The sequence below is a fragment of the Polaromonas sp. genome (genome assembly GCF_029945685.1).
Classification (GTDB): domain Bacteria; phylum Pseudomonadota; class Gammaproteobacteria; order Burkholderiales; family Burkholderiaceae_C; genus Polaromonas.
Window position 1 is genome coordinate 1 of record NZ_JAQSDA010000014.1, and the last position, 13369, is coordinate 13369.

The following is a 13369-nucleotide window of genomic DNA, read 5'->3' on the forward strand; positions in this document are numbered from 1 at the left end:
GGCTGGGCCGAGGAGCGCAGGCAAAAGCGGATCAGGGCTGGCGTTGTTTGAGCCGAAGGCGAGTTTAGCCAGACCCCGCTTTTACCGAGCACCGGAGCTTGCCCCGGAGCGCAGCGCAGGGGACCCAGACCATCGGGTCGCCTTTCTTTTGGGTACTTTTCTTTGGCGAAGCAAAGACAAAGTGCCTCGCCCGCCGGGGCGAGACCCGGCTTGCTTGAAGACCCACCGAAGCGCGAGCCTGCACAGGCCTCAAACAGACTCAGCCAGAGCCGGAAAAGCTCAAGCGTAGCGCTTGCTCCGCAAATTGTTCTTCATTTCCTTGAGCAGCGGCTGCAGGGTCGGGCTGCCGATGCGCAGCGCCACGCAGGTCGCCAGGATATCGACGATCATCAGGTGCAGCAGGCGTGACACCATGGGGCTGTAGCGGTCGTAGCCCTCCGGGTGGTCGGCGGCCAGATGGATATGGCCTTCAGCGGCCAGCGGCGAGCCGCTGGCCGTGATCACGATGGTGGTCGCGCCGTTCCTGCGGGCAATGTCGCAGGCGTCCATCAGGTCGCGCGTGCGGCCCGAGTTGGAGATGATCACCACGCAGTCCCCCGGCCTGAGCAGCGAGGCGCTCATGACCTGCAGGTGGCCGTCGCTGTAGGCGATGGCATGCACCCCGAGGCGGAAGAACTTGTGCTGCGCGTCCTGCGCGACGATGCCGGAATTGCCGACACCGAAAAATTCGATGCGCTGTCCGCTGCTGCAGGTCGCCGCCAGGGCCAGCACGGCCTTTTCAATGAGTGCCGCGCTGGCGTCATTGCGGTACTTCAGGAAGGCCGCCACCGTGTTGTCAATCACCTTGACCAGTACATCGCTCGTCTTGTCATCCGCATCGACACTGCGGTGAATGAAAGGCACACCTTCACTGACGTTTCCGGCCAACTTGAGCTTGAAGTCCGACAGGCCGTCATAACCGACACTGCGGCAAAACCGGATCACGGTTGGCTTGCTGACATGGGCACGTGCGGCCAGCTCGGTCACCGGCAGACTGGCAAAGGCCCGTGGATCGCTGAGCACCAGCTGCGCAACACGCTGCTCGGCCGGCGCCAGCGAAGGCAGGCAGGCCTTGATGCGGTCAAGCAAGGTGGCCCCCACGGTCGTTCGCTTCGCGTAACTCCCTGCCCCCCAAGGGGGCCGCCCCGCCCGCGGCCCGGCGAAGCCGGTTCCGCGGCTCGGACCGGTATTTTTGGAGCCGCGGGCTTGCGGTCTGCAGTGCTCGATACGCGACGAACGCCCGCGCAGCTTTCTGATTCAAGCAGGGGCCGCGGGTCCGGCTTTGCCGGCCCGCAGGCGCAGCGGCCCCCTCGGGGGGCAGCGCAGTACGCGAAGCGACAAGCGTGGGGGTCAAGACTCCTCGCTCCACCAGTGGCTGTCCCGCGCAATCATCGCGCTGGAGGCGCTGGGCCCCCAGGTGCCGGCCGTGTAGGGGCGCGGTCCATCGGTATCGTGTTGCCATGCGTCCAGAATCGGTTCGACCCAGCGCCAGGCTTCCTCCTGTTCGTCGCTGCGCACAAACAGGTTCAGCCGGCCGTCGATCACGTCCAGCAGCAGGCGTTCGTAGGCGCCGACACGTTCGGTGCCAAAACGCTTGTCGAAGTCGAGGTCCAGCTGCACCGGAGCCAGCGTCTGGCTGGCCGCGCGTGCGCCCTGCCGGTTGTCCTGGCCTTGCGCCAGCAGGTGCAGCTCCAGCCCGTCCTTGGGCTGCAGGTTGATCACCAGCCGGTTGCCGGCGCCCAGTGGCGACTTGAAGATGGCGTGCGGCGTCGGGCGGAAGTTCACCTCGATGTGGGCGTCGCGGTCGGCCAGCCGTTTGCCGGTGCGTATGTAAAAAGGCACGCCGGCCCAGCGCCAGTTGGCGATTTCGGCGCGCAGGGAGACGAAGGTTTCGGTCCGGCTGTCCGGGCTGACGCCGCTTTCGTGCAGGTAACCGGGCACGGCCTCACCGTTGATGTTGCCGGCGGCGTACTGGCCGCGAATCACGTGGTGCTTCAGGGTTTCCGGTGTCCACGCCTTGAGCGAGCGCAGGACCTTGAGCTTTTCGTCACGGATGGCGTCGGCATGGGCGTTGATCGGCGGCTCCATGCCGATCGCGCAGAGCAGCTGCAGCGCGTGGTTTTGCACCATGTCGCGCAGGGCGCCGGTGCTGTCGTAAAAGGCACCGCGTTTTTCCACGCCGAGTTCCTCGGCAATCGTGATCTGGATGTTGGCAATGGTCTCGCGGCGCCACAGCGGCTCGAACAGCGAATTGCCAAAACGCAGCGCAAACAGGTTTTGCACCGAAGGTTTGCCGAGGTAGTGGTCGATGCGGAAGATCTGCTTTTCCGGCAATACACGCAGCACGGCTTCGTTGATGGCGCGGTTCGAGGCGAGATCATGGCCCAGCGGTTTTTCCAGCACCACACGGGTTTGCGGCCCATTGAGCCCGACGGCCGCCATGTTTTCGCAGATCGCCTGGAACAGCGTCGGCGCGGTGGCTAGGTACATCACCACGGTGTCGGCCTGGCGAGCTTTGAGCAGGGTTGCGAGTTCCGCATAGTCGGCCGGACCGGACAGGTCCATGCGCAGGTAGTGCAGCAGCGCGGCAAAACGTTCGAACTCGTCACCGGTGGGGCGTTTGGCCAGCTCGACACTGTCAAAACGTGCGCGTATCAATGCGCGGTACTCTGCATCGCTCATGGCGTCGCGGCCCACGCCCACAATCCGGCCATCCAAGGGCAGCGAGCCGTGCCGGAAGGCCTGGAACAGCGCGGGCATCAACTTGCGCCAGGTCAGGTCGCCCGTGCCGCCAAACAGGACCAGATCAAAACTCATGGGGCCCCGCCTTCCCGATCGTTTCCCGATCAGGCGATATGTAATAAAGTTTCATAGGATATTGCCATAATCGTAACTCAATCAGGGCCTGCTCTTACAAAGCCGTGGCCGTCACCCACCTACACTTTCACCATGAACCAACTCGAAGCCCTCAAGCAGTTCACCACCGTGGTGGCCGACACCGGTGATTTCAGACAACTCGACGCCTACAAGCCGCAGGATGCGACGACCAACCCGTCGCTGATCCTCAAGGCGGTGTTAAAGCCCGACTACCAGCCGCTGCTGCGTGACACGGTGGCCAAGTTTCGCGGCCGCGCGCTCGATGAAACCATGGACCGGCTGCTGGTGCGTTTTGGCTGCGAGATCCTGTCCATCATCCCGGGCCGGGTGTCGACCGAAGTCGATGCGCGCCTGAGTTTCGACAGCAACGCCACCTTCACACGCGGTGAACGCATCATCGAGCTGTACGAGGCCGAAGGCATCCACATCGACCGTGTGTTGATCAAGGTGGCCGCCACCTGGGAGGGCATCCAGGCGGCGCGCCGGCTTGAGGACCGGGGCATCCACACCAACCTGACCCTGCTTTTTTCCTTCTGCCAGGCGGTGGCCTGCGGGCAAGCCGGGGTGCAGCTGATTTCACCCTTTGTCGGCCGCATCTACGACTGGTACAAGAAGTCGGCCGGCGCCGCGTGGGACGAAACCGCCCATGCCGGCGCCAACGACCCTGGCGTCCAGTCGGTGCGCCAGATCTACAACCATTACAAGAAATTCGGCATCAAGACCGAGATCATGGGCGCGAGTTTCCGCAACATCGGGCAGATCATCGCCCTGGCTGGTTGTGACCTGCTGACCATCAGCCCCGAACTGTTGGGCCAGCTGGCTGCCAGCGAGGCGCCACTGGCGCGCGCGCTGGACGCCGGTGCCGCACAGGCGCTGGACCTGCCTGCCGTCGGTTTTGACGAGGTGACGTTCCGCTACGCACTCAACGAAGATGCGATGGCCACTGACAAGCTGGCTGAAGGCATACGCGCCTTTGCGGCGGATGCAGTCAAGCTTGAACAGCTGATGCTGGCGGCCTAGGTCGGGCCGATGAACCATCCACCTTGCCACCAGACCCCCGCCTGGGCTGCGCTGCAGGCGCAGTTTGACGCGTCAGGGAAGACGTTCGACCTGCGCCGGGCCTTTGCGGCCGATCCCGGCCGGTTCGCTGCCTTCAGCCAGGAGGCGCCGCACGTTTTTGCCGACCTCTCCAAAAACCTGATCGATGCGCCCACGCAGGCCTTGCTGCTGGACCTGGCGCGCCAGCGCGGCGTGGAGCATTACCGCGATGCGATGTTCGCCGGCGAGAGGATCAACCGCAGCGAAGACCGGGCGGTCATGCACTTTTTGTTAAGAAATCCGGCTCCAGCCCAGCAGGGCCGGGCGCCGGCAGCTCCTGAAAACATAGCGACCGGGTTTGAGCAGGTGCACGAAACACTGGCCGCCATGCTGGCTTACGCAGAGCTGGTGCGTCGGGACGAGGCCATCACCGACATTGTCAACATCGGCATCGGTGGCTCCGACCTCGGTCCGCAGATGGCGGTGCTGGCGCTCGATGCGTTTCGCATTCCCGGCAAGCGCTTTCACTTCGTCTCCAACGTCGACGGGCAGGAGCTCGCCAGTGTATTGGCGCAGGTCCAGGCGCAGAACACCCTGTTCCTGATTGCCTCCAAGACCTTCACGACCACCGAAACCATGACCAACGCCCTGTCGGCGAAACGCTGGTTTGAAGCGCAGGGCGGTACGGACATCGCGCGTCACTTCGCGGCGCTGACGACCAACATTGCCGCGGCCCAGGCCTTCGGCATCAGCACGATCTTCGGCTTCTGGGACTGGGTGGGAGGGCGTTATTCGCTGTGGTCGGCCATTGGGCTGCCGCTGGCCATCAGCATAGGCGCGCCCGGTTTTCGCGACCTGCTGGCCGGCGCCCATGCCATGGACGACCATTTCCGCGCGGCAGCACTGGCGCAGAACCTGCCGGTACGGCTGGGGCTGCTGGATGTCTGGTATCGCAACTTCCACCGTTTCACCAGCCGCAGTCTGGCGCCCTACAGCAGCGCCTTGCGCCGCTGGCCGGCCTACCTGCAGCAGCTGGAGATGGAGAGCAATGGCAAACGAGTGGACATGGACGGCAGGGCGCTGCCTTTTGCCACCGCACCCGTGCTCTGGGGCGAGCCCGGCACCAATGGCCAGCACGCGTATTTCCAGATGCTGCATCAGGGCACGGACGTGGTGCCGGTCGAGTTTGTGGCCGTCAGAAAATCCTCCCATGGCTTGCCGGGCCATCACGACAAGCTGCTTGCGAACGTGCTGGCCCAAGCCCAGGCGCTGATGCTGGGCAAGAACGATGCCGGTGGGCACAGACACTTCCCCGGCAACCGCCCCAGCACCTTTCTCCTGCTGGAGGAACTGAACCCGGCCAGCCTCGGCGCGCTGATTGCGCTGCAGGAGCACCGCGTGTTTGTCAGTGGCGCGATCTGGGGCATCAACAGTTTTGACCAGTGGGGCGTCGAGCTCGGCAAGGTGCTGGCCAGGGACATCGAACCGCGTCTGCGCAGTGGAGATGTTTCAGGGCTGGATTCCTCCACCGCCGGCTTGCTCAAGCGCCTGCGCTGAGGGACCGCCGCACTACTGTCGCGGGTGTGGCATATCATGGCGCGGGGAATTTACCCCGTCTGTATCCTGAGGAGGAGAAAAAACATGAACTTCGGTCAAGCCATTTCCACCTGTTTCGCCAAGTACGCGACCTTTTCCGGCCGCGCATCGCGCCCTGAATTCTGGTGGTTTTTCCTGTTCCAGGTCCTGGTTTCCATTGCCGCTTCGATGCTCAGTGACACGCTGAGCGGGCTGGTGGGCCTGGCCCTGCTGCTGCCGGCCCTGGCCGCGGGCACGCGCCGGCTTCACGACATTGGCAAAAGTGGCTGGTGGCAACTCATCATGCTCACCGTCATCGGCTGGTTTGTGCTGGTCTACTGGTGGGCCCAGCCTGCCCGCGAAGCCGGCAGCGAGTACGCGTCGGCCTGAGTTTCGAACGTCCATGAAAAAACCCGCAGGGCTTGGGCCCTGCGGGTTTTTTGTTTGCCGCCCGGAAAGTCCGGACGGCGTAGCGAGCAGGTGCCAGGCTAGGCGGACGGAGCGCAGGAACCGGAACGTACCTTGGGGTACGTGAGGATTCCGAGCACCGCCCAACGACGCATGGCGCCTGCGCAGTAGCCGGATTACATGCCCATGCCGCCCATGCCGCCCATACCACCCATATCACCGCCACCCATGCCGCCGCCAGCGCCGGACTCGTCTTTCGGAGCCTCGGCAACCATGCATTCGGTCGTCAGCATCAGCGACGACACAGACGCTGCGTTTTGCAGTGCGGTGCGGGTCACTTTGGTGGGGTCCAGGATACCCATGTCGATCATGTCGCCATAGGTCGCGTTGGCGGCGTTGTAGCCGTAGTTGCCCTTGCCTGCCAGCACCGCATTGACCACAACGCTTGGCTCTTCGCCGGCGTTGGAGACAATGATGCGCAGCGGCTCTTCGATGGCGCGCAGGATCAGTTTGATACCGGCGTCCTGGTCAGGGTTGTCACCCTTGATGGTGCCAGCGGACTGCTTGGCACGCAGCAAAGCCACACCGCCACCAGCCACAATGCCTTCTTCCACAGCAGCGCGGGTAGCGTGCAGGGCGTCTTCAACGCGGGCTTTTTTCTCTTTCATCTCGACTTCGGTGGCAGCGCCCACCTTGATCACGGCAACACCGCCGGCCAGCTTGGCCACGCGTTCCTGCAGTTTTTCACGGTCGTAGTCGCTGGTCGCTTCTTCGATCTGGACACGAACCTGCTTGACGCGGGCTTCGATGTCAGCAGCGGCGCCGGCGCCGTCGATGATGATGGTGTTTTCCTTGCCCACTTCGATGCGCTTGGCCTGGCCGAGGTCGGCCAGCGTCACTTTTTCGAGGGTCAGGCCGACTTCTTCAGCAATCACCTTGCCGCCGGTCAGGGTGGCGATGTCTTCCAGCATGGCTTTGCGGCGATCGCCGAAGCCAGGGGCCTTGACAGCCACAACCTTCAGGATGCCGCGGATGGTGTTGACCACCAGCGTGGCCAGGGCTTCGCCTTCGACGTCTTCCGAGATGATCAGCAGCGGACGGCTGGACTTGGCGACTTGCTCCAGGGTAGGCAGCAGGTCACGGATGTTGCTGATTTTCTTGTCGTAGAGCAGCACAAACGGGTTGTCCAGAATCGCAGACTGCTTTTCGGGATTGTTGATGAAGTAGGGCGACAGGTAGCCGCGGTCAAACTGCATGCCTTCAACCACGTCGAGTTCGCTGTTGAGCGACTTGCCGTCTTCAACGGTGATGACGCCTTCCTTGCCAACCTTGTCCATCGCTTCAGCGATGATCTTGCCGACTTCTTCGTCGCTGTTGGCGGAAATCGTGCCGACCTGGGCAATTTCCTTGCTGGTGGTGGTGGGCTTGGAAGCTTTTTTCAGCTCTTCGACCAGGGCTGTCACAGCCTTGTCGATGCCGCGCTTCAGGTCCATCGGGTTCATGCCGGCGGCGACATATTTCATGCCTTCGCGAACAATGGCTTGTGCCAGAACGGTAGCGGTCGTGGTGCCGTCACCGGCGATGTCGGAGGTCTTGGAAGCAACTTCCTTGACCATCTGCGCGCCCATGTTCTGCAGCTTGTCCTTGAGTTCGATTTCTTTCGCGACGGACACACCGTCCTTGGTCACGGTGGGGGCGCCGAAAGAGCGCTCCAGCACCACGTTGCGGCCCTTGGGGCCCAGGGTGACCTTGACTGCGTTGGCCAGGATGTTCACACCCTCGACCATGCGTGCGCGGGCTTCGCCGCCGAAAATGACGTCTTTTGCTGCCATGTTTAATTCTCCAGATTCAGTTAATTAAGGTTGCGGTAGGTATGCGAGAACTTACTTCTCGACCACTGCGAACAGGTCGTCTTCTTTCATGACCAGCAATTCGTCGCCATCGACCTTGACGGTCTGGCCGCTGTATTTGCCGAACAGCACGCGGTCGCCGACCTTGACGGCCATGGCGCTGATTTCGCCCTTGTCGTTCTTCTTGCCAGGACCGACGGCCAGGACTTCGCCCTGATCCGGCTTTTCAGCGGCGCTGTCAGGAATGACGATGCCAGAGGCGGTTTTGGTTTCGTTTTCAACACGTTTGACGATCACGCGGTCGTGCAGGGGACGAAGTTTCATGGGAGCTCCTTGTTTTGAAACAGGTTTGGAATCAGAAAACACCAGCGCGGGGAGGCGGGTGCTTGTGAACGGGCTGGTGTAAGTGGTTGTTAGCACTCAATACCATCGAGTGCTAATCATAAGGCTGTTTCGTGGCAGTTTCAAGTCAGGAAACACAAAAAGGACAGGTCGCTGGCAGTTTCCTTTCTTGCCGTAGGCGCCGCCGCACAGTGGGAGCGGCATGGTTTGTCCTACAAAAGTCTGGCCGGCGTCCGACAACGGGTGCCCGGTTGCCGATTTAAAGTGGTCTCACGATTGATGGATTGATCGACGGGCAGGTTTGCCCATATTGGGGAATTTATGAGCCAATTTGTTATTGCCACGGGAGCCGGTCAGCCTGGCATCCGTTACGAGCGTCCAGCGACTGGAGACGGCAGGTTGTACGGGACTGGCCCGGGTGGCGGCGTGGTTCGCTCGGCATGGCCGTTCCTTGTTAAAGCCGGTACGTCATCGACGGTCGTGCAGCCGCAGAAGCATTGCAGCAGCCCGTCTGGCTTTGTGAGCTGATCCCCTGGCCATCATGGAGAGAGAAAATGGCTGACGTCAGCGTGGGACAGGGCAATCGGCGGGACCGAAACGAAAACGAAGTGGAAAAGGACAGCACCTTGAACAAGACCTTTGGCGAGGAGGGAACTGACAAGGCGCAGCCCAGGCCCGACCCGAATGCCAAACCAGTCGAAGTCGGGGACAAGGGGACCAAGCCGCCGCCCTTTACCCGCTGAGAATCCTTCGAGCCGAACAAAAAAGCCACCGTCTCCGGTGGCTTTTTTTCGTCTACCGCCCTGAGTGGCAGTGCGGAAACGGGGGCCGTCCGCCGGTTTCAAGCGGCGGATGGGGGTAACTGACTTGAGGCCGGCCGCTGCCCGCAGCACGGCGACCTTGTCCGTTTTTTGGGCGACACTCACATCGCTGCGCGATATGAGTGTCGCCCACGGACCAAGGCCGCGCTATGCGCGGTGGCCTTACAGGCCGGCTGCCGCCTTGAGGGCGTCAACTTTATCGGTGCGTTCCCAGGTGAATTCCGGCTCGTCGCGGCCGAAGTGGCCGTAGGCGGCGGTTTTCTCGTAGATCGGACGCAGCAAATCCAGCATCTGGATGATGCCTTTTGGGCGCAGGTCAAAGTGCTCATTGACCAGGGCCGAGAGTTTTTCGTCGGACATCACGCCCGTGCCTTCGGTGTAAACCGTGACATTCATCGGGCGGGCCACGCCGATCGCGTAGGCCACCTGGATCTGGCACTGGCGCGCCAGCCCGGCGGCCACGATGTTTTTGGCTACGTAACGGGCGGCGTAAGCAGCCGAACGGTCGACTTTCGAGGGGTCCTTGCCTGAAAAGGCGCCACCGCCGTGCGGGCAGGCGCCCCCGTAGGTGTCGACAATGATCTTGCGGCCAGTCAGGCCGCAGTCGCCCTGCGGGCCGCCGATGACAAAGCGGCCGGTCGGGTTGATCAGGTACTTGGTGTCCTTGAGCCATTCCTTGGGCAGCACAGGCTTGATGATTTCTTCAATGATGGCTTCAATGAAGGAGGCCTTCATCTTGTGCGGGGTTTCGCTCTGGTCGGGGCTGTGCTGCGAGGAGAGCACGACGGTGTCGATGCTGTGCGGCTTGCCGTCCACATAACGCATGGTGACCTGGCTCTTCGCGTCCGGGCGCAGGAAAGGCAGACGGCCGTCCTTGCGCAACTGGGCCTGGCGCTCGACCAGGCGGTGCGCGTAATAAATCGGCGCGGGCATCAGATCCGGCGTTTCGTCGCAGGCGTAACCGAACATCAGGCCCTGGTCACCGGCACCGGTGTTCAGGTGGTCGTCGGACGCGTGATCCACGCCCTGGGCGATGTCGTTGCTCTGCTTGTCGTAGGCGACCAGCACCGCGCAGCCCTTGTAGTCGATGCCGTATTCGGTGTTGTCGTAACCGATGCGCTTGATGGTGTCGCGTGCGACCTGGATGTAGTCCACATGCGCGTTGGTGGTGATTTCACCGGCCAGCACCACCAGACCGGTGTTGGTCAGGGTCTCGGCGGCCACGCGCGACAGAGGGTCCTGCTTGAAGATGGCATCGAGGATGGCATCGGAAATCTGGTCGGCAACCTTGTCGGGATGGCCTTCGGAGACGGATTCGGAAGTAAAGAGAAAATCGTTCGCCATTGCGTACACTCCATGAAGTTAGTCGGCGCGTTGCCGGCTTGGGGTGCCTCGGCGAACGCTTTAGCAGTTTGGTTTAATGTCGCCCTGCAAGTAGTTCAATAACTCGGCGACAAGCTTAATTATATCGCTTTGTCCTTTGCCACGGTGCCCGGCCCTATCCGCCTTTCATGATCCTGTTGTTCCGTTTTTTCTCCCACTGGCCTTTGCGCGCACTGCATGCACTGGGCGCGGCCCTGGGCTGGCTGGTCTGGCTGCTCAGCCCCAGCTACCGCCGGCAGTTTCGCGCCAACGTGACGCAGGCCGGCATCACTTTCGAGGCTGCCCGGCCGGCCATTGCCGAGGCCGGACGTTTTGTGGCGGAGCTGCCCAAGCTCTGGATGCGGCCACAAACCGAGTCGTGCCTGGGCAATGTGCGGGTCGAAGGCCAGGCCCATGCCGAGCACGCCTTTGACCGGGGCCGCGGGGTGATTTTTTTCGGACCGCATTGCGGCAGCTTCGAACTCGGCCCGCAGGCGCTGGCCGAACTGTATGGCCCGATCACCGCGATCTACCGGCCGGCCCGCAAGTCCTGGCTGGCGACGATTGAACAGGCGACCCGGCAGCGGCCGCAACTGACGGTGGTGCCCGCCAGCCTGAGCGGCATCCGGCTGATGCACCGGACGCTCAAGGCCAACCAGGCGGTGGCCCTTCTGACCGACCAGGTGCCGCCCGAGGGCCTGGGAGTGTGGGCGCCATTTTTTGGCAAACCGGCCTACACCATGACGCTGGCGGCCCGGCTGGCGTTGCAAAGCGGGGCCGTGCTGCTGCCGGTGAGTTGCGAGCGGCTGCCGCGCGGCGCAGGTTATTTCCTCAAGATCTGGCCTCCCGTGGCCGGTCCGCAGGCGCAACCATCACCACCACCGGCCGAAGGCGGCCCGCGCACCGGTCCATCGCCGGCGGACATCCTCCATGGCGTGACGCGCATCAACCAGGCGATCGAGGCCATCGTCCTGAGCCAGCCGGGGCAATACCTCTGGGGTTATGCGCGTTACAAGACCCCCCGCAAGGACGCGTTTTGAAGCCCCTCCGCCAATGGCTTGGCCGCCTGGTCACCCGCGCCGGCATCGGCCTGATGCAGGTGCTGGCGGTATTTCCGTTGCCCGTGGCGCGGGCGCTCGGTGTGGCCCTGGGCTGGACGCTGTATGCCCTGGTCGGGGCGCGCCGGCGTGTCGTGCGGTCTAACCTGCAGCTGTGCTTCCCCTCGCTCGTGGAGCGCGAGCGACGCCGGCTGACGCAGCAGACCTTTGTGTATTTTGCGCAGGCCTGGCTGGATCGCGCCTGGCTGTGGCATGCGCCCCGGGACTGGGTGCAGCGGCGTGTGCGGCTGACCGGCGCGGTGCATGAACTCGCCGGCAACGCCCCCACGGTGATCTTCCTGCCGCATTTTGTCGGTCTCGATGCCGCCTGGGCTGCGGCCGCCCTGCATTCGCCGCGCCAGTCGACGACCATTTACACCGACCAGTCGAACAAGCTCGTGGACCGGTGGATACTGCGCGGCCGGCAGCGTTTTGGCCACCTGCGTCTGTTCGGACGGGCCGACGGCGTCAAGCCCATCGTGACGGCCCTGCGCGAGGGGCAGCCGCTGTACCTGCTGCCCGACATGGACTTTGGCCCCGACGATTCCGTGTTTGTGCCGTTTTACGGCCTGCCGACAGCGACCGTGCCTTCGCTGTCCCGCTTCGCCCGCCTGGGCCGCGCCAAGGTGGTGCCCCTGGTGCCGCGCCTCACGCCCTGGGGTTATGAGGTGGAGGTCCTGCCGGCTTGGGCCAACTTCCCGTCGGACGATCCGGTGGCCGATACCGCTTTCATGAACGCACAACTGCAGGCCTACATCGACACCATGCCGGCGCAGTACTACTGGGTGCACAAACGCTTCAAGACCCGGCCGGAAGAGGCGCCTTCGCTCTACTAGGGCCCCAGCCGGGGTTCAGGCCGATTCCTCAGGTGTTTTCGGGCTTCAGCCCTTATCTGGAAAGCGCAGGCAGCTATAAAAACAGTAGCTAACGGACCTGGCCCAGAAAGTCCTGCAGATACCCGGCCACCCGTTCGGGCTGTTCATGCACGATCCAGTGGGAGGCGCCCGGCACCTGCTGCAGCTGCATCTCCGGCACGTAGTCGGCCAGGCCCTCGATCAGCGCCGGCGGCAAGGCGATGTCGTCGAGCGCCCAGATCACCAGCGTGGGCAGCAGGACGGTCATGCGTTCGCGCGCCATCGTGACTGCAGCGGCAGCCGGGTCGTGATGCGGTGGCCCGGGCCGGGGCGGTCGCAGCGGCGAGGCCCGGTACAGGTTGCAGCCGCCGGTGAGCCCGGCACCCCAGACCTCGCGGTACTGTTGCCTGACGCTGTCAGTGAGCCAGGCCGGCTGGCTGTCGCTGCCGTTGGTCAGAAACTGCCACAGGCGGCGGAAGTCGTCCCTGGCCAGCAGTGCTTCGGCGTCCGGGCGAATCAGGAAATTCATGTAGGCGCTGGCGGCCTGCTGGGCCGGCGAATGCTGCAGTTCGCGCAAAAAGGTGCCGGGATGCGGGGAGTTGATGATGGCGAGTTTTTTCATCAGCTGCGGCATCGCAGCAGCCAGGTTCCAGGCGATAGCGCCGCCCCAGTCGTGAGCCACCAGGCATTCCAGGTGGCCCCCACGCTTGTCACTGCGTGTACTGCGCTGCCCCCCGAGGGGGCGCTGCGCCTGCGGCCCGGCAAAGCCGGTTCCGCGGCCCCGGCTGGCAGGGAGGGATCCCCCGTTTTCTTCGTCGCACACCGCTGCGATCAGCGCGGCAATGTCCTGCATCAGGTGTTTGGGCCGGTAGGCGTCCACTTCCGGCGGCGCACTCGACTTCTCGAAGCCGCGCAGGTTGGGCGCGATGCAAAAGTAAGCACCGTTTTCCGGCCTGGCAAAGTGCGCCAGCAGGGCGTCCCAGACAAAGGCCCCTTCCGGAAAGCCATGCAGGAACATCAGGACCGGCCGGCCCGGCTCACCTGCCATGCGGCAGGACAGGCTGATGCCGTGGGGCAGGGGGATCAGGCGGGTTGCAATCATGGTG

12 protein-coding genes and 1 other RNA gene are annotated in these 13369 nt (G+C 63.4%); 6 read left to right on the top strand and 7 right to left on the bottom strand.

From position 1 onward, the window contains the following. Positions 1–279 precede the first annotated feature (279 nt). Together PSV26_RS10140 and zwf are read right to left on the bottom strand one after the other, a co-directional pair. Positions 280–1128 (bottom strand): SIS domain-containing protein, encoded by an 849-nt coding sequence (locus PSV26_RS10140; RefSeq protein ID WP_300570497.1) that lies wholly within the window; start codon positions 1126–1128, stop codon positions 280–282. A gap of 261 nt (positions 1129–1389) precedes the next feature. Then, entirely contained in the window at positions 1390–2856 is a 1467-nt protein-coding gene (gene zwf, locus PSV26_RS10145) for a glucose-6-phosphate dehydrogenase (protein ID WP_300511872.1), read from the bottom strand. 132 nt (positions 2857–2988) lie between these two features. Between zwf and tal the strand changes: the two genes are divergently transcribed. From tal to PSV26_RS10160, 3 genes are all read left to right on the top strand, one after another. After that, positions 2989–3936, top strand: a complete 948-nt coding sequence (gene tal, locus PSV26_RS10150; protein WP_300570315.1) for a transaldolase — start codon at positions 2989–2991, stop codon at positions 3934–3936. 9 nt (positions 3937–3945) lie between these two features. Then, positions 3946–5511: a glucose-6-phosphate isomerase gene (pgi, locus tag PSV26_RS10155; RefSeq protein ID WP_300570318.1), complete on the top strand. Its 1566-nt coding sequence runs from the start codon at positions 3946–3948 to the stop codon at positions 5509–5511. A gap of 84 nt (positions 5512–5595) precedes the next feature. Beyond that, entirely contained in the window at positions 5596–5919 is a 324-nt protein-coding gene (locus PSV26_RS10160) for a DUF805 domain-containing protein (RefSeq protein WP_300511869.1), read from the top strand. A gap of 68 nt (positions 5920–5987) precedes the next feature. Here the strand turns inward: PSV26_RS10160 and PSV26_RS10165 are convergent. From PSV26_RS10165 to groES, 3 genes are all read right to left on the bottom strand, one after another. Next, positions 5988–6062, bottom strand: a non-coding RNA gene (locus PSV26_RS10165) — sX9 sRNA. Positions 6063–6113: 51 nt separating this feature from the next. Continuing rightward, on the bottom strand, positions 6114–7769 hold the full coding sequence (groL, locus tag PSV26_RS10170) for a chaperonin GroEL (RefSeq protein ID WP_300511868.1): 1656 nt from the start codon (positions 7767–7769) through the stop codon (positions 6114–6116). A gap of 51 nt (positions 7770–7820) precedes the next feature. Beyond that, positions 7821–8111, bottom strand: coding sequence for a co-chaperone GroES (groES, locus tag PSV26_RS10175; RefSeq protein WP_096667046.1), 291 nt, complete (start codon positions 8109–8111; stop codon positions 7821–7823). Positions 8112–8683: 572 nt separating this feature from the next. On the opposite strand from groES, the gene PSV26_RS10180 reads away from it, so the two are divergent. Beyond that, positions 8684–8872, top strand: coding sequence for a hypothetical protein (locus tag PSV26_RS10180; protein WP_300570321.1), 189 nt, complete (start codon positions 8684–8686; stop codon positions 8870–8872). 240 nt (positions 8873–9112) lie between these two features. Here PSV26_RS10180 and metK read toward each other — a convergent pair whose 3' ends face one another. Next, positions 9113–10294, bottom strand: coding sequence for a methionine adenosyltransferase (metK, locus tag PSV26_RS10185; RefSeq protein ID WP_300511866.1), 1182 nt, complete (start codon positions 10292–10294; stop codon positions 9113–9115). A 167-nt stretch (positions 10295–10461) separates the two neighbouring features. Between metK and PSV26_RS10190 the strand changes: the two genes are divergently transcribed. Both PSV26_RS10190 and PSV26_RS10195 read left to right on the top strand, forming a co-directional pair. Beyond that, positions 10462–11352, top strand: a complete 891-nt coding sequence (locus PSV26_RS10190; protein ID WP_300570323.1) for a lysophospholipid acyltransferase family protein — start codon at positions 10462–10464, stop codon at positions 11350–11352. Continuing rightward, on the top strand, positions 11349–12245 hold the full coding sequence (locus PSV26_RS10195; RefSeq protein ID WP_300570325.1) for a lipid A biosynthesis acyltransferase: 897 nt from the start codon (positions 11349–11351) through the stop codon (positions 12243–12245). The genes PSV26_RS10190 and PSV26_RS10195 overlap by 4 nt, the downstream gene beginning before the upstream one ends. An 88-nt stretch (positions 12246–12333) precedes the next feature. Here the strand turns inward: PSV26_RS10195 and PSV26_RS10200 are convergent, their stop codons facing one another. Then, on the bottom strand, positions 12334–13365 hold the full coding sequence (locus PSV26_RS10200) for an alpha/beta fold hydrolase (protein WP_300570329.1): 1032 nt from the start codon (positions 13363–13365) through the stop codon (positions 12334–12336). Positions 13366–13369: the final 4 nt, after the last annotated feature.